Source organism: Treponema parvum, from assembly GCF_017893965.1.
GTDB lineage: Bacteria > Spirochaetota > Spirochaetia > Treponematales > Treponemataceae > Treponema_D > Treponema_D parvum.
Genome location: NZ_CP054142.1, coordinates 2,003,783 through 2,018,682 on the forward strand (window position 1 = coordinate 2,003,783; position 14,900 = coordinate 2,018,682).

16 protein-coding genes are annotated in these 14,900 nt (G+C 44.5%); 11 read left to right on the top strand and 5 right to left on the bottom strand.

The genetic code is table 11. From position 1 onward, the window contains the following. Nucleotides 1-108: 108 nt before the first annotated feature. The 3 genes from rpsU to HRQ91_RS08870 all read left to right on the top strand — a co-directional run bounded on the left by rpsU (nucleotide 109) and on the right by HRQ91_RS08870 (nucleotide 2,773). Entirely contained in the window at nucleotides 109-318 is a 210-nt protein-coding gene (gene rpsU, locus HRQ91_RS08860) for a 30S ribosomal protein S21 (protein WP_210118060.1), read from the top strand. Between the two features lie 155 nt (nucleotides 319-473). Beyond that, nucleotides 474-1,535: a PilZ domain-containing protein gene (locus HRQ91_RS08865; protein WP_210119211.1), complete on the top strand. Its 1,062-nt coding sequence runs from the start codon at nucleotides 474-476 to the stop codon at nucleotides 1,533-1,535. A gap of 86 nt (nucleotides 1,536-1,621) precedes the next feature. Beyond that, nucleotides 1,622-2,773 (top strand): tetratricopeptide repeat protein, encoded by a 1,152-nt coding sequence (locus HRQ91_RS08870; RefSeq protein WP_210119212.1) that lies wholly within the window; start codon nucleotides 1,622-1,624, stop codon nucleotides 2,771-2,773. Between the two features lie 38 nt (nucleotides 2,774-2,811). Here the strand turns inward: HRQ91_RS08870 and HRQ91_RS08875 are convergent, their stop codons facing one another. From HRQ91_RS08875 to murB, 4 genes are all read right to left on the bottom strand, one after another. Beyond that, the gene (locus HRQ91_RS08875) at nucleotides 2,812-3,273 is read right to left on the bottom strand and encodes a DUF192 domain-containing protein (RefSeq protein WP_210119213.1); all 462 of its coding nucleotides are present in this window, start codon (nucleotides 3,271-3,273) and stop codon (nucleotides 2,812-2,814) included. A gap of 1 nt (nucleotide 3,274) precedes the next feature. Then, nucleotides 3,275-3,820 carry a hypothetical protein gene (locus HRQ91_RS08880; protein WP_210119214.1) on the bottom strand — a complete coding sequence of 182 codons (546 nt, stop codon included), beginning with the start codon at nucleotides 3,818-3,820 and terminating at the stop codon, nucleotides 3,275-3,277. Between the two features lie 7 nt (nucleotides 3,821-3,827). Continuing rightward, nucleotides 3,828-5,009, bottom strand: a complete 1,182-nt coding sequence (locus HRQ91_RS08885; protein WP_210119215.1) for a Crp/Fnr family transcriptional regulator — start codon at nucleotides 5,007-5,009, stop codon at nucleotides 3,828-3,830. A gap of 91 nt (nucleotides 5,010-5,100) precedes the next feature. Then, nucleotides 5,101-6,108 carry a UDP-N-acetylmuramate dehydrogenase gene (murB, locus tag HRQ91_RS08890; protein WP_210119216.1) on the bottom strand — a complete coding sequence of 336 codons (1,008 nt, stop codon included), beginning with the start codon at nucleotides 6,106-6,108 and terminating at the stop codon, nucleotides 5,101-5,103. Between the two features lie 63 nt (nucleotides 6,109-6,171). Between murB and cysS the strand changes: the two genes are divergently transcribed. The 5 genes from cysS (at nucleotide 6,172) to HRQ91_RS08915 (ending at nucleotide 11,809) form a co-directional block, all read left to right on the top strand. Then, a complete protein-coding gene (gene cysS, locus HRQ91_RS08895) occupies nucleotides 6,172-7,737 on the top strand; it encodes a cysteine--tRNA ligase (protein ID WP_210119217.1) in 1,566 nt (521 codons plus the stop codon). Nucleotides 7,738-7,909: 172 nt separating this feature from the next. Next, complete coding sequence (locus HRQ91_RS08900; protein WP_210120777.1) at nucleotides 7,910-8,464, top strand: RNA polymerase sigma factor; 555 nt, start codon at nucleotides 7,910-7,912, stop codon at nucleotides 8,462-8,464. Then, nucleotides 8,448-9,233, top strand: coding sequence for an anti-sigma factor family protein (locus HRQ91_RS08905; protein ID WP_210118054.1), 786 nt, complete (start codon nucleotides 8,448-8,450; stop codon nucleotides 9,231-9,233). The genes HRQ91_RS08900 and HRQ91_RS08905 overlap by 17 nt, the downstream gene beginning before the upstream one ends. Nucleotides 9,234-9,237: 4 nt before the next feature. Continuing rightward, nucleotides 9,238-10,932 carry a transglutaminase domain-containing protein gene (locus HRQ91_RS08910; RefSeq protein WP_210119218.1) on the top strand — a complete coding sequence of 565 codons (1,695 nt, stop codon included), beginning with the start codon at nucleotides 9,238-9,240 and terminating at the stop codon, nucleotides 10,930-10,932. Nucleotides 10,933-11,047: 115 nt separating this feature from the next. Further along, nucleotides 11,048-11,809, top strand: a complete 762-nt coding sequence (locus tag HRQ91_RS08915; RefSeq protein WP_210119219.1) for an amino acid kinase family protein — start codon at nucleotides 11,048-11,050, stop codon at nucleotides 11,807-11,809. Between the two features lie 24 nt (nucleotides 11,810-11,833). Here HRQ91_RS08915 and HRQ91_RS08920 read toward each other — a convergent pair whose 3' ends face one another. Further along, a complete protein-coding gene (locus HRQ91_RS08920) occupies nucleotides 11,834-12,469 on the bottom strand; it encodes a glucosaminidase domain-containing protein (protein ID WP_210119220.1) in 636 nt (211 codons plus the stop codon). A gap of 85 nt (nucleotides 12,470-12,554) precedes the next feature. On the opposite strand from HRQ91_RS08920, the gene radC reads away from it, so the two are divergent. The 3 genes from radC to HRQ91_RS08935 are packed head-to-tail and all read left to right on the top strand — an operon-like array spanning nucleotide 12,555 to nucleotide 14,888. Continuing rightward, the gene (gene radC / locus HRQ91_RS08925; RefSeq protein WP_210119221.1) at nucleotides 12,555-13,202 is read left to right on the top strand and encodes a RadC family protein; all 648 of its coding nucleotides are present in this window, start codon (nucleotides 12,555-12,557) and stop codon (nucleotides 13,200-13,202) included. A 23-nt stretch (nucleotides 13,203-13,225) separates the two neighbouring features. Next, nucleotides 13,226-13,582: a PEGA domain-containing protein gene (locus HRQ91_RS08930; protein ID WP_210119222.1), complete on the top strand. Its 357-nt coding sequence runs from the start codon at nucleotides 13,226-13,228 to the stop codon at nucleotides 13,580-13,582. Nucleotides 13,583-13,640: 58 nt separating this feature from the next. After that, nucleotides 13,641-14,888 carry a S1C family serine protease gene (locus tag HRQ91_RS08935; protein WP_210119223.1) on the top strand — a complete coding sequence of 416 codons (1,248 nt, stop codon included), beginning with the start codon at nucleotides 13,641-13,643 and terminating at the stop codon, nucleotides 14,886-14,888. The last annotated feature ends 12 nt before the right edge of the window (nucleotides 14,889-14,900 follow it).

The following is a 14,900-nucleotide window of genomic DNA, read 5'->3' on the forward strand; positions in this document are numbered from 1 at the left end:
AAATCGCACAAAAATCACAAAATCGCGCTTTATTGACATCGAAAACCGTTTTGTGCGATAATTAAAAAATCTCACGGCGCTTTTCCGGAGACAGGAGGTGAATAAAGAATGCCGAGTATTTACGTTGACGACAGCGAAAACCTTGAAAAAGCCATTAAACGTTTTAAACGCATGGTAGAAAAAGAAGGTATCATTCGCGAATACAAAAAACGTGAGTATTACGAAAAACCGTCCACCATCCTGAACAGAAAAAACAAGGCTTTACAGCGCAAGATGATGAAAAAAACTCGTAAAACACACGAAAAAGTTTCATATTGATTCTATCGGTTCGCGGAAAATATTTTCCTGTAACCCTAGACACAAAACCGACTGAATTTAAAGCGCATCGCAGCGACGGAATAGAATTCCGATCTTGCGGTGCGTTTTTTATATATAAAGTTACATTGACGAAGCAGTTATAATAAACTATTATTATGGATATGGGCGTGGTCACTAGTCAAAAAATTTCTTTATATTACGATCAGTACAGGGACAAAGAAGTAACATTCACAAAAGATATTCTTCGCACTTTAGGAATTGATCCGCGGCAAATCTACGTCAAATGCAACGGAGTTCAATGGCCTTGCATAATAAATTCCGCTTCTCTAATGATGGCGCGAATAATACTGGGTACAAAAGGCGGCGCCTACGCACAGATAACAAAGCCGGATTCTCCGCCTACAAGTCTTAGGTTCTATTTTCTTGAACAAGGAAACCAGTCTCTGAGCTTTTTTGTCACCGCACACGTAACAAACGTAACTGCATATATGGGTTCCCAAGAACTTGCGATCGTGACGCTCACATATACCCAAAGGCCGCCTGATGATCTCATAGGAAAGATCGGAGAGTTGCTCGAAGCGAACACCAATGCCGTTCGCCGGCGTGAAGACCGTATCGTAATAAACGACGACAGCAAAAGAAAGCTCGGCCTTTCAAAGGTGGAATCCATAATATACATTCAATCCGTGCCGCGGCACTGCATCATAAGAGACTTGTCGTTTTCAGGAGCGAAGATAATTCTTGTAGGGATTCCTCAGTTTTTGGAAAAAAAGGAAACGGTTCTGTGTTTGCAGTTCGACGATCTGCCAAAGCCTGTAATCATAAAGGGACACATAGTTCATTCCACAAGAATTGAAGGAAGAAAAGACATAGTATTTGCAAACATCAGCTTTGACGAAAAGCAAATACCCTCGTCATACAAGATCCACATAAATACGTATCTTTCATCGATTCACAAAAAGCACCTTTCCGCAGCGGAACAGCTTGCCATGCAGCAAAAACAGATAGCGGAACAGGTACAAAAAGAAGCACAGGCAGCGGCGGCAGCTCAAGCGGCAAATCCCACAGCGCCTGAAGCGGCTCAAACTGACGGGCAAACTTCAGTGCCCGGACAATCCGAACAATCGGAAAATGCAACGTCGTCTTCGGAAACCGATTTTACATCCGCGCCGGATCCTATGCGAGAACAGCAAGAGCCGTCCGCGCCTCAAGCATAGTGCCGTCTTGCGCAACGCCGCCTGTTTTACCGCGCGGTTTCCAAACGACCGGTTTTGATGTGGAATTTTGACTTTAAGGAAAAATCATGAACTTTAGCGACCGGCTTAACACTATATATTATATTGAATTACCGGGAAATTTCGAATTTTCCGACGATTCTCTTAAAATCGATAAGAACATTCCTCTTCCGGTACAAAAAAAAGATTCCGATTTTTCCTCGGATTTTAATATAAAAGAACTGTCCGAAGAGCAGATCCTTTCGGGGATTTTAACGGTACTGGCCTATGACAGACAAAACAAACACTCCGACTATTACCGCTCGCTTATCATGCGTATAAGGCCCGAAATTAAAACGCAGTTATCCGAAGCGGCGATAATAAAAACTAAAAACGAAGACTTCGATTTGGCGGATGAAATTTTTTGCGCGCTGCGCGGGCTTGATCCCGAAGATATAAGCATAAAATTGAATTACGCACTGTTTCTTGATCAAAGAGCCGACGCATACAGGCGTTTGGGATTAAATGAAGACGCCGACGCCTGCGATTGCGAAGCCGAAGCCTTTTATAAGGCCGTAATGGAAGCCGAACCGCCTGTGCCGGACGGATTTTTTAACGCCGGTTTTTTTTATATGAAAAAACAAGCGTTCCGCGATGCAAAAGGCTGCTTTGAAACCTACCTTGCCCTTACCTGCGACATTCCCGACAACGATTTGGGCGAAAACGGCATTTATAAAAAGAAGCGTTCTCAGGAAATTCTCGACGATATTAAAAACCGCAATACGGACGATGAAAAATTTACAGCCGCATACGAATTTATAAAAAACGGCGAAGAGGAAAAAGCTCTCGACAAAATTCGCGAATTTTTGCAAAGAAATCCTCACACATGGAACGCATGGTTTATGCTGGGATGGGCGCTGCGCCGTCTTGAGCGCTACGAAGACGCAAAGCAAGCCTTTTTAAAATCCATGGAATGCGACGGCGGAGACTCAAATGCCGACACATACAATGAATTGGCCGTCTGTTATATCGAACAAAAAAACTACGCGGAAGCGCAAAAATGTCTTGAAAACGCGCTCACGCTCGATCCTGAAAACATAAAGGTCATGTCGAATCTAGGCTTTTTAGCTTTAAAAACGGGAAAACCCGGCGTAGCACAAAAATATTTTTCCGCAGTGCTTGAATTCTCTCCGGGCGATAAGATAGCCCTTGCCGAATTGGCCAAACTGGAAAATCTCTAAAAAACAAGCCGCAGCGCTTCCGGCGACATGCGTTTTTATCAATCGTACAGGGGCGACAGGTCTATAGCGCTTCCGACGCTTATTCCCGTTTTTGTAAACCAGCCGCGGGGAACTTCTAAAGCATATCTCACGGAAACCGTGCTTGAAATTCCGTCAAGGCTGAACGGTTCCATATCAAAAATATTTCTTATGCGGCCGGCTGAATCAATATATGCAATTGAAAGCGCCGAAGGCGTATCTTTCATCCAAAATCTTAAGATCTGATCGTTTTCAAAAACAAACAGCATTCCCGTGCCGTCAGGAATGTTCTTGCGGTTCATAAAACCGTAATTACGGGCAAAAGAAGTGTCGGCGATTTCCGCCTTAATCGATACCTTCTTGCCTTCCTCTACGCCTAAAGCCGTAAGCGTAAAAGTCTTTACTTCGAGTTTTGTGCGGGAGCAGGAAAGAAAAATCAGGCAGACAAAAACCGAAAATGCGGCTTTAAAAAGGTCTTTCATATCACAAACTGTCAAGGAACCATTCCTGGGTCAATTCGGGAACGGTCTGTTCTACTCTGGATTTGCCGCTTAATTTTTCAAACACGGCTTTATCCACATATTTCAGCGAAAGAGGCCTTTCAAGCGACATTGAAATTTTATCATTTTCCCACAAGGATCTCTCGGGATTGAGAGTTGAAGGATCCCCGTATTTTTTACAAAGCGCGGTAAAAACACTGTAGTGATCGATTTTGGCGCGATTTAAATTTATGATTATGATATATAGTTTGTCTTCGTAAAACTGGAACCAGCATCTGTCAAGAAAAGAATCCACATGGCCTGCAAACGCGTCGGTTTCTATGAGCACGCGGTTTTCTCCGGGCAAAAGCGATACGTCGCGGTCCCCGTGATAACCGAATGCGGGATTTTCCCTTAAAAGCTTTTTTACTTCTTCCACAGACATTCCCAAGCGAATCTTTGCATAACCAGAAGGAAGATTTTCGTGAGCTAAAAGAACGCTGCACAATGTAAAAAAAAATAAAACAAGACAGAGCCGTCGCTTTAACATCGTAAACTCAGCGTTTTTGGCGGCGATAGAACGAAACATTTTTGATAAGCTCAACACAATCGGGAATGGTGATCTTTGTTCCCCGCATCTTTATGTGAGGATCTATCTGCAGTTTGTACAGGCAAGAGGCCTGCTCTTCCTGCGGTATGCCGCACATATTGGCCAAGTCGTGTAAGGTCAAATCGGTAACGTAGGAGGTATTGGCTTTTAAATTGATCTTCGCCTTTTCCACCTGCAAAGCAAGCATGTCGAGAAGTTTATACAATGGATCGGAAATTTGAGCGTTTGCAAGCTGACGGCACATAGACCAAAGGCGTTCCGCCAGCATGGTCGTCAAGCGTGCGATGAGCTGTGCCTGCGTAGCAACCATTTGGTCAAAGTTGTGCCGGTTTACCGTCATCAGGCGGCATTCTTCATCCGCAACGGCGCTTGCCGAGCGCGGTTTGTTTTCAAGCATGGCCATTTCGCCGAACATGTCGCCTTTTTTTAAAACCGCAAGCGTAACTTCTTCGCCTTTTACTACCTTAGTTATTTTTACCTTGCCGTCCTGAATTATAAACATTTCAGCTCCGCGCTGACACTCTGAAAAGATCATCGTATCTTTGGGATAAAGGCGCATAAGATCGGGAGTGGATTCAAAATAGACCGCCCGCGATTTGGGCTTAAGCACTATAAAGCGCTCTTTTGCCTTTGCTGAATTAATTCCGTCGGGACAGGCTTTTAAATACTGATAATAAGCGTATATGGCGATGCTGGGCTTATTCATTTTTTCATAATAAGACGCAACATCGAATATCTGTTCCGGACTGCCTATGACAGTGTTTTTTAAAGTGAGCTGGGTAAGCCGCTCGTTCATCTCACGCATGTTGTTGGCGAACGTTCTTATGATTTTCATGGCGACGGGCGTGTTGCGCGCAATAAGTTCGGGGTATTGATCGCGCCGTACGGAAATGGCCACTACGTCGGTGAGGGCAATGACATTTTCGATCTGGGAATGCCCTGACATGCAAGGAATAACTCCGACGAAATCTCCGGGACCCAAGAGTTGATTTGAGGCGCTTGCGGTCATATTCGAAGACCAGCACTTTACGTGACCGCTCTGAATAATATAAAAGCGGTCGCTTTCGGCTTTGCCTTCAACAACGAGATACGAACCTTTTCTGAAATTAACAAACGCTAATTGCAACAATTTTTACCACTCAGTTTTAAGTATAAAAAGATGTTTTAAACTTGTCAATTTTATTATCGGCGTATTAAGGCGCCGGATGTATAAGTTTTTTCTATTTTCCGCAAAATATGACTTCCGTCTCAAGTTTTATACCCTTTTCCTCGAAAATTTTAGCTTTTATATAGTCTACAAGCGCTTTTACGTCCGCCTGAGTCGCCTTATTTTTATTTATTATTATATTGCCGTGCCACGGAGCGATCTGCGCGCCGCCTATTGAAAACCCCTTAAGCCCGGCTTCTTCGATGATTTTTCCGGAAGGGATTCCGACGGCGCGGTCGTTTTTAAAAATGCTTCCGGCACAGGGATATTTGAAATGCCCCTTTTGCACGCGTTCCCGCACAAAGGCGGCGCATCTTTCTTTTATGTCTTTACCTTCATCCTGCGCTTTTTTTGTTAAACGCAAACTTACAGAGGTAATTATACGAGGAACATCGGTAAAAGGAGATCTTTTATACCCCCAGTCCGATTTGTCAAATCCATATTCCCCGGCGGCGGGATCAGCGACGGAGCAGTCTTCAATATATTCCGCAGAAAGAAAAACGTCGCTTATTGAAAGGCCGAAACACGCGGCATTCATATAAACGGCGCCGCCTATGGATCCCGGAAGCCCCGCAAAAGGCTCCATTCCCGAAAGCGTGTTCTCTGTACAAAAATCTACTATACGGTTTACGCTCGTTCCTGCAAAAGCCGTTACCGAAACAAAATCATCTTTCGATCTTTGCGCATCCTGCAAATTTTGCGTACTGCTGGAATTTTGAAAACAAGATTCTTCCATTTTAACGCCGTTAAGAGCGCAAGTTGCGATAACCGCCGTATCGAATCCATTATCCGAAACCACAAGATTTGTTCCGCCGCCCAAAACAAAATACGGTGCAGAGTTTTTTTTCAATAGGGAAAGTATATAAAGAAGGGAAGCCGTATCCGCCGGCTCAAAGAGAACGGGAGCCGCTCCTCCTATTTTAAAAGAAGTGCGAGGAGCGATCTTTTCATCAAAAAGGATGCGGCCTTTAAAAATTTTATCCGTATTGCATTTTTCGGCTATTTCCCGTAGATTATACATAATTCTTATACTATAAAGGAAATGCAGCTTTTATAAAAGCCGTTTTTAACACCGGAGAATTTTATGGGTCTACGTTTATTCAATACGATGGGTCGGAAATTAGAAGATTTTGTTCCCATTAAACCGGGTTTTGCGGGATTTTACGGCTGCGGTCCTACAGTCTATAACTATGCGCATATCGGTAATCTGAGGGCTTATGTCTTTATCGACATCCTTGACCGCACTCTTTCCTTTCTGGGATACAAAATCAAACATGTAATGAATATAACCGACATAGGCCATTTAACCGGAGACGGAGACGCGGGTGAAGACAAGATGTTAAAGAGCGCAAGGGAACGTCACGAAAGCGTCCTCGACGTAGCTAAGTTTTACACCCAAGCCTTTTTTAACGATTTGGACAGCTTAAACATACGCCGTCCCGACGTCGTATGCAAGGCTACCGAGCACGTTCAAGACATGATCGAACTGATAAAACGCATAGAAGCAAACGGCCACACGTACATGTCCGGCGGGAACCTTTACTTTGACGTTTCGACTTATAAAGATTACGGAAAGCTCTCGGGCTTAAATCTTTCGGACTTAAAGGCAGGAGCACGCATCGCAGTTGACGAAAACAAGCGCAGCCCGTATGACTTTGTTCTTTGGTTTACAAAGTCCAAATTTGAAAACCAGGCCCTGTCTTGGGACAGTCCTTGGGGGCGCGGATACCCCGGTTGGCACATAGAATGTTCGGCTATGAGCATGAAGTATCTGGGCGAACATTTTGACATACATACGGGAGGAATAGATCACATTCCTATTCATCACACAAATGAAATCGCGCAGTCGGAAGGCGCAACCGGGCATAAATGGGTTAATTACTGGCTGCACAATGAGTTTTTAGTTATTGCAGGTGCAAAGGACGATAAAGAAGCGGGGAAAATGTCCAAGTCCGCAGGAAATTTTCTGACGCTGCAGTCGCTCTTGGACAAAAATTATGAAGCGCTCGACTACAGATTTTTTTTGCTGGGCACTCACTACAGAAAGCAGATATATTTCAGCTGGGAAGCGATGGACGGAGCTAAAAAGGCGCGTAAGTCGCTCGTGCAGCGGATTGCAAAAGTCTTAAACGCGCTCCCTGAAAACGCCGGTAAAACCGAAGCGGGTAAAGCCTTGCAAGAATGCGTTTCCGACGGTGAAGCAATAAACGGCAAAACTTCGGCGGGCGGCGGCTTCGATGCTTCCGTTCCCGCTATCGGTGAAAAAGCAAAAAATTACTTGGCGGCCTTCAAAGCGGCGCTTGAAAACGATCTTTCTACGCCGCAGGCTCTGCGGGAACTGCAGACAGCCGTAAAAGATCAAGAGCTTTCCGCCGAAACGATAATTTATCTTGTGCGTGAAATGGACAAGGTGCTCGCCCTAAATCTTGAAGAAGAAGCGAAAAAATTAAACATTCCATCGTCTTCCGTCAACCCAGACGATAATATTTCAGGTATGCAGTCGGATGAAATAGAAGTTCTCATAAATGAACGCACGGCCGCAAAAAAAGCCAAGGATTTTGCAAAAGCCGATAAGATCCGTAACGATCTTGCGGCAAAGGGAATTATTATTGTCGATACGCCCGATGGATCCGTCTGGAAGCGCGGTTGAATCCAGGCGCTTCAAGATAACGCTATCCAGCCGTATTCAAGACCGGTGCAGGACGGCGGCCAAGGGTGATCCATAAAACCGGACGGTGCGTGGTTGAGATCTGAAATACCGCTTTCGGATCCTAAAAAATTCGGGATCTTTGTAACTTTTGGGAGTTTTTGTGTTTACTGATATGACGGAAAATCAAAAAGAAACGGTCGGCTCGTTAAACGCATCTCATCCGGGTGATTTTAAAACAATCTATGACGGTACAATGCAGATCCTGTATAAGGTTTCGTACCGTATAGTAAACGACGAAGAAGCCGCCGAAGACTTGGCGCACGACTCGCTTATAAAGGCCAATGAAAAAGGGCTCGTTTTTCCGTCCATAAACGATGCAAAATATTGGCTCATACGGGTAGTAAAAAATGCATCTCTCAACTATATAAAGCGCAAGCAAAGGGAAAAAAAGGCTTACGAAAAGGCTTTATACGAAGACCGCCGCACAACGCCTTCAGGCGAAACGGACTTGCTTAAAGCCGAAACCATGAATACGGCGCGGGAAGCTCTAAATAAACTTCCCAAGCATTTAAAAGAAGTACTTGTACTGCATGAATATGCAGGCTTAAATTATAAAGAAATCGGCAAGGTGCTCGGTATTACGGAAGGAAACGTAAAAGTCCGCGTATTCCGCGCCCGCGAAAAATTGCTCACATTTCTGGAGGAAGACAATGTTTACTTGTCCTGAAAAAGACATTCACTCCATATATCTTGATAACGAGCTGCCGCCCGCGTATGTAAAAGAATATATGGAACATATTCAGTCCTGTGAAAAATGCCGTAAAGTATTTGAGCGTATGAAAAATTTGAGGGATCTTTTTCAAAAAGATTCCGCTTCTTTATACCTTGACGAAACTTTAAAACGTCAAAGCTATGAAAAACTCAAGTCCCGCCTTGCCTTTCATAAAACGGTTTCCTATGCGGATAAAAAAAGTATTTTTAAATTCGCACCCGTAAAACCGATGCTCACTGCAGCCGCGGCGGCTGCAGTCCTTGCAGTTACAATTCCTTTGAGAACTCAAAAAAACGCATCCTTTCACAGTGAAAGCGAGCTCACGCCCCTAGTATCTCAAGCAAATCCTTCCCCGATATCCGAAAACAACATAGTGATAAGCGGTAATATATCGCGGGAAGCTCTTGCAAGTTTATTCCAAAATAAAAACCCGGGATTAGAAAACACCGCTCAGGTGTCCGTCGCTTCAATGCAGGATCTTCTGCCCTCGCCGGCCGGGGCGGCTTCCATACCAGTATCGGCGGCGCCGTCTTCATTTGTGCAATACGATATAGCCTCAAATGCTCCGCAAAAGCAAGTACAAAAGATGAGCAAAGCCTTGGCCGCCGTAGATATTTTTAAGCCGGAATTTGAAGGACAAGATACTATCCGAATAAGCATAACGATCCCGAGTGCGATAAATATCCCGATCACGTCGGACGCTCCGGCAAAACCTTTAAACTGATACCGTGGAACCGCTAAGTATATTTTCATACGCATTCAGAAAATATCCTCTTTTTCGTACCTTGGTATGGCTGCTTTTGATCATGATCGTTTTCGGTTCGGCGGCGGTCATAAACATGCATTTTGTTTCGGAACCGCTTCTTAAATCCGTAAACCCGTCGATTGGCTCACCCGGAGACGTGCTTGTTTTAAAAGGCGACCACTTCGGCTCGACGCGGAACACAGGCTTTGTTGAAATAGGCGGAGAGCGTCTTACGGCAAGCAGTTATCTTTCTTGGGCGGACGACGAAATAAAACTCGTTCTTCCGTCAAACGTGCAGGAAGGTCTTGTGATTGTGGATGTTTCGGGGAAAAGATCGAACCCCGGAGTATTTACGAACGAGACTACCGTTCCTGTTACGGTACGATCGGATCAAATTTCAAAAATTCCTGTGATCATTGGACTGTCGCACGGCACGGCCGCAACGGGACAGAAAATTTCCATTACAGGTGCGAATTTCGGAGACATACGCGGCGATTCATGCGTTTTTTTTAAAACATCCAGAAGTTCGTCTTTGCCTTCCGACTCAAATCTTTCGCTGAATACAGCAGACATGCTTCCCGCAAATCAGGACGACTATGACTATGAATTTTGGAGCGATACCGAAATAAGCGTAAGGGTTCCGGACGGGGCGATCAGCGGCAACGTGACCGTAAAAACTCCGGAAGGCCTATCGCGGCCGCAGCCCATAACAATAGCAAACCGCGGAAAAAAAACTTTTTCAAACGGCAAAACATACCTCGTTCAGGTAAGCGCCGACATTGCAAACGTAAAGGCAACTTCAAACAGCTCTCTGACGCTGCATATTCCGCGTCCTAACATACTGTCGTCCCAACCGGCAGTTGAAATGACCGAATGCAATCCTCAGCCGCTTTTGGATAATTACCGCAACACCGTCATTCACCAAGTGGAATTCAAAGAATTAAAGGATAATAAAAAACAATTTACGCAGAATTTTATGGTACAAGTGTATGAAATTTCCTGCGAAATAAATAAGGATCAGGTCCGCCCGTTCAGCGACAAAGAGAGGCCCTTGTACGCGGGAAACATAAAAGCAAATCCGTACGTCCCCTCGGATTCGGACGCAGTAAAAGAACTGGGCCTTTACGTCGTAAAAAAAGAATCAAATCCTTACGTGCAGGCGCGCCTCGTATACGACTATCTCATAGAAAATTTTACTCTTTCAGACGTAGCCTCTTCCAAAGATTTCGCGCTTGAAACGATTCTTCAGCAAAAACAGGCGGACGCCTACGACCTTACGGTATTGTTTACGGCGATGCTGCGTTCTCTCGGCGTTCCTGCAAAAATGATGAGCGGGATTCTTGTAGACGCACGGCTGAAAACGCAGAACCATTGGTGGAGCGAATTTTATATTGAAAACTTCGGGTGGGTTCCGGTAGATCCCGGTTTGGGAGCGGGAATGGGATATGAAGCATTCCATCCCGTTGAAAACAAAAAAGAATATTACTTCGGAAACCTCGACTCGCAGCATATCGTTTTTTCTACCGGCTGGGAAATACTTAAACCCTATATGGTAAATAATAAGATAGTTTATCGTCCCCGATCATATGCGCTGCAAAATATTTGGGAAGAAGCCAGCGCCGGGACGGACAGTTACAGCTCTTTTTGGAACGTTCCCGTAGTTTTAGGCCTTTATTAATGCGGCCGCAGTTTTTTGTCCGCACAAACGGTATTTTTAAGATTGACACATAATACCGGCCGGCATTTATTTTTAACGATTTTTACTTTATTATAGGAATAAACAAGGAGGTCTTATGGCCGTAACAAAGATATTGTCGGTAGGAGGCTCCATAGTAGCTCCTGAAAAACCGGACGTGGAATTTATAAGACGCTTTATCCAAATGATAAGGACATGGCTCGAAGAAGAAAATGATCGCCGCCTGATCTTGGTTGTAGGAGGCGGAGGCCCGGCGAGAGCTTATCAGAAAGCCTATTCGGAAATAATTTCCGACTCTTTCAGCGGCAAAAATTCCGACAATTCCGAAAAAGGTAAGACGGGCGAAAACGATCCGAAGAGTAACGAGTGCAGCGGCGAAGCCGACTGGATCGGTATTATGGCTACCCGCCTTAACGCCCAGCTTCTAAAAGCCTGTTTAGGGCATCTTTGCGCTCAGGAAGTGGTATACGATCCTTTATCGATAAACGAATTTAAAGGACGCGTCCTAGTAGCGGCAGGCTGGAAGCCCGGTTTTTCAACGGACAACGACGCAGTTTTACTTGCGGAGCGTTTTAATGCGGATACGGTCATAAATCTTTCAAATATAGAAAAAGTCTATACGGACGATCCTAAAACAAATCCCGACGCACGCCCCATAGACCTTATAACGTGGAAAGACTTTTGCAAAATGGTGGGAGATGAGTGGAGTCCCGGTAAAAACACGCCTTTTGACCCGATTGCAAGCAAAAAAGCGCAATCTTTGGGACTGACCGTGATATGCGCCTCCGGCAAAAATATTGAAAACACTAAAAAAATCCTTGACGGTAAAGCATTCATAGGAACACGGATCAAAGGATAAAAAGTCATTCCCGACAGGATTGCTTTAACAGCCTGAAAGCCTCGTAAGAAGTTCGTCGAGTTTTAAACCGTACCGCGGATCCGAAGCCCACGTCCCTGAAAGCTCAAAAACGCTAAAAGCTTTACCTCTGGGGTTCACCCATTTATACCTGTTATCTATGAGAGGGTTTACAAGGCGCACGTCCGAAGCGGTTCCGTAAGCGTGCAAATGCTGTATGTGGGCGCGAACTCCCAGCTGTTCCGTCAAAAAACGTTCCCCCGGACGCGCAGCGTCAATGGCGCCCAGCCCGCAATAATTGTGCATGTCGGCCGTGACAAGGTTCCCGAAACGCAAAAAACCCGTCTCAAGGCACATCTGAACAAAGGCGACGTCGGAATTTATGCCTTCGGTAAGGCCTTCTTCAATATAATACTTCGCAAGCCTTTTAACCTGCTTTCGGTCGCCGTCGGGCCTGTTGGCCATAAAGAATTTCGTAAGCTGTTCGGCGGATTTTATGCCGCGTCCGGCAATAGACCGGGAAATTTCTTTCTGGGGAAAATGCCGATTTTTATGCGACGAAGGCAATCTTTCAAAGCCCTCTATGGAAATTGTCGTACGGCAGGAAAAAAATAAGATGAGGCATATAAACTGTACTGCAAAAATAAGCTTGTGTCTTTTCATAGTTTATGTATCGGCTTTTTAATCCTGCCGTTGAACCCAAACATGCAGTTTTTCCGATTTTTATCTTCGCTGCAATTATAAAAGCATGGGATTAAAACCGAATATACGAGAACTTGTTTTAAAAAAGGGATTCGATTATCCCAGCGATAAGGAATTGATCATGCTCTTACTCGGAAGCGGCACAAGGGGCATTCCTATCGATGAGCTTTCGGAAAAAATCGCTTCCATGCTTAACACAATAAATTACCCCGACCTTGTGCCGGAACTTTTAAAGATTAAAGGCGTAGGAACGGGACGCGCGCTGGCACTTGCGGCGGCAATAGAACTCGGAAGAAGAAAGACAAGACATTTAAAAGCCGTAATAAAGCAGCCTTCAGATATTATTCCGTTTATAAAACATTACGCGCTTGAACAAAAAGAGCATTTTTTATGCATTACGTTAAACGGCGCGCATGAAATAATAAAAATACACGTAACGTCCGTAGGCACTTTGAATAAAACTCTCATACACCCGAGAGAAATTTTTTCTTCAGCCATTGTAGAAAACGCCGCGGCTATCATACTGAGCCACAATCATCCTTCCGGAAATCCCGAGCCTTCTTCAGAAGATATCGAATCAACAAAAGCCTTACTGGAAGGAACAAAGCTCTTAGGCATAACGCTTTTAGATCACATAATACTCGGCGGAGACCTTTACTACAGTTTTGCCGAACATAAATTATTGATAAAATAAAATAACGTCGTTATAATTTTTTTATGAAGCCGTTCAAACATATTACCGTTATATCGCTTCTTTTATTCGTCGTAAATTTTTACTGCAGCGGAGAACCTGTTGTCCTTGAACCGGAATCAAAATCAGCCTTAGACAGCGAACTTTCGGTTATCGTAATCCGCTCCAATAAAAAGAAGGTTCAAGTATTTTTAAATGAGAATTTTATGGGGCAAACGCCTTTAACGGTGAAAGGTCTCGTTGCCGGAAACTATATCATGTCGGTCAGCACGAATACAAAAAACAAATCGGAAAAAAAACACGTATATCAAATAGAAGTAAGGCGCGGGCTGGTACAAAACTATTATGTAGAACTGCCTTCAGCGACAGATCCTACTCCTTAGAAAATGCAGTATAAAATGCGGTCTTGCCTTACGGCGGTTAAATCATTATATTTTTTTTATGAAGTTATACACGCGTCGTCATATAATATTAGCGGCGGCATTCGGAGCGGCAGTTGCGTTTTCTTTTTCTTTTATAGCGCAAAAAGGCGAATCCTTTTTATCCAAAGCCCAAAACAGTAAAAACCAAGACGCTGAAATTCATCAAGAAAAACAAAACGATAAAAAAAGCGATTCCATAGAACTTTCCGCTTCTCACGAAAATCTTTCCGACGCGGTTCGAGTAATTTCAAATGCGACAAGCTATACGCAGGACGAGCTTCAAAATATTTTTGTATACGAAAAATGCAACGAGGCCGTAGTAAACATAAACACTCAAGTTACGGGAATTAACTGGTTTTTAGAACCGGTAGTACAGGAAGGCGGCTCAGGTTCAGGATCGATCATCGACGAAAGGGGCTATGTGATAACAAACGTTCATGTGATAGAAAACGCCACAAAGATTTACATTTCACTTTCCGACGGAACTCAATACGAAGGCTCTGTCGTAGGACAAGATCCTGAAAGCGATATAGCCGTCCTTCGATTTAATCCGCCGTCGGGAACAGTGCTAAAAACCATTTCGTTCGGCGACTCAAAGACTCTCAAGGTAGGTCAAAAAGTAATTGCGATAGGAAACCCGTTCGGCTTGGAAAGAACTATGACTACGGGGATAGTTTCAGGATTAGGCCGCCCTATAAAGAATTCAAACAATACGATCATTCGAGACATGATTCAAACCGACACGGCGATAAATCCCGGAAATTCGGGCGGCCCCCTGCTCGACACGACGGGACGTATGATAGGCATAAACACTATAATCTATTCGTCGTCGGGAAATTCCGCGGGCGTGGGTTTTGCAGTTCCGTCTGAAACTGCGCGGCGTGTAGCTTACGAGCTCATCCAAAGCGGCAAGGTTAACAGAGGCATAATACAGGCTTCAATGATACAGCTTAATTCTTCAATTGCGCGTTACGCGAACCTTGATACGGCAAAAGGAATCTTAGTATCGGAAGTCGCAAAAGGCGGAAACGCGGACGCGGCAGGCATAAAAGGCGGTACGGAACCTGTTCGTTACGGCACAAGAAGCGTAATCTACCTTGGCGGAGACATAATCACTTCAATCGACAATATAAGCGTTGCGACCATAGCCGATTATTATTCAGTGCTCGAAAGCAAACGCCCCGGCGACACCGTAAACGTCACCGTCCGCAGAAACAGAAAAGACATGAATTTACGAATAAAACTTGCGGAAAAAACCGCAAACTAGAACGCAAGGCAG

What these genes read in the sequence shown, in the direction of transcription:
- rpsU (WP_210118060.1), top strand. Translation starts at nt 109, where the DNA reads ATGCCGAGTATTTACGTTGACGACAGCGAAAACCTTGAAAAAGCCATT.
- cysS (WP_210119217.1), top strand. Translation starts at nt 6,172, where the DNA reads ATGGGTCTACGTTTATTCAATACGATGGGTCGGAAATTAGAAGATTTT.
- HRQ91_RS08875 (WP_210119213.1), bottom strand. Translation starts at nt 3,273, where the DNA reads ATGAAAGACCTTTTTAAAGCCGCATTTTCGGTTTTTGTCTGCCTGATT.
- HRQ91_RS08865 (WP_210119211.1), top strand. Translation starts at nt 474, where the DNA reads ATGGATATGGGCGTGGTCACTAGTCAAAAAATTTCTTTATATTACGAT.
- HRQ91_RS08935 (WP_210119223.1), top strand. Translation starts at nt 13,641, where the DNA reads ATGAAGTTATACACGCGTCGTCATATAATATTAGCGGCGGCATTCGGA.
- radC (WP_210119221.1), top strand. Translation starts at nt 12,555, where the DNA reads ATGGGATTAAAACCGAATATACGAGAACTTGTTTTAAAAAAGGGATTC.
- HRQ91_RS08880 (WP_210119214.1), bottom strand. Translation starts at nt 3,820, where the DNA reads ATGTTAAAGCGACGGCTCTGTCTTGTTTTATTTTTTTTTACATTGTGC.
- HRQ91_RS08920 (WP_210119220.1), bottom strand. Translation starts at nt 12,469, where the DNA reads ATGAAAAGACACAAGCTTATTTTTGCAGTACAGTTTATATGCCTCATC.
- murB (WP_210119216.1), bottom strand. Translation starts at nt 6,108, where the DNA reads ATGTATAATCTACGGGAAATAGCCGAAAAATGCAATACGGATAAAATT.
- HRQ91_RS08930 (WP_210119222.1), top strand. Translation starts at nt 13,226, where the DNA reads ATGAAGCCGTTCAAACATATTACCGTTATATCGCTTCTTTTATTCGTC.
- HRQ91_RS08900 (WP_210120777.1), top strand. Translation starts at nt 7,910, where the DNA reads ATGACGGAAAATCAAAAAGAAACGGTCGGCTCGTTAAACGCATCTCAT.
- HRQ91_RS08870 (WP_210119212.1), top strand. Translation starts at nt 1,622, where the DNA reads ATGAACTTTAGCGACCGGCTTAACACTATATATTATATTGAATTACCG.
- HRQ91_RS08915 (WP_210119219.1), top strand. Translation starts at nt 11,048, where the DNA reads ATGGCCGTAACAAAGATATTGTCGGTAGGAGGCTCCATAGTAGCTCCT.
- HRQ91_RS08905 (WP_210118054.1), top strand. Translation starts at nt 8,448, where the DNA reads ATGTTTACTTGTCCTGAAAAAGACATTCACTCCATATATCTTGATAAC.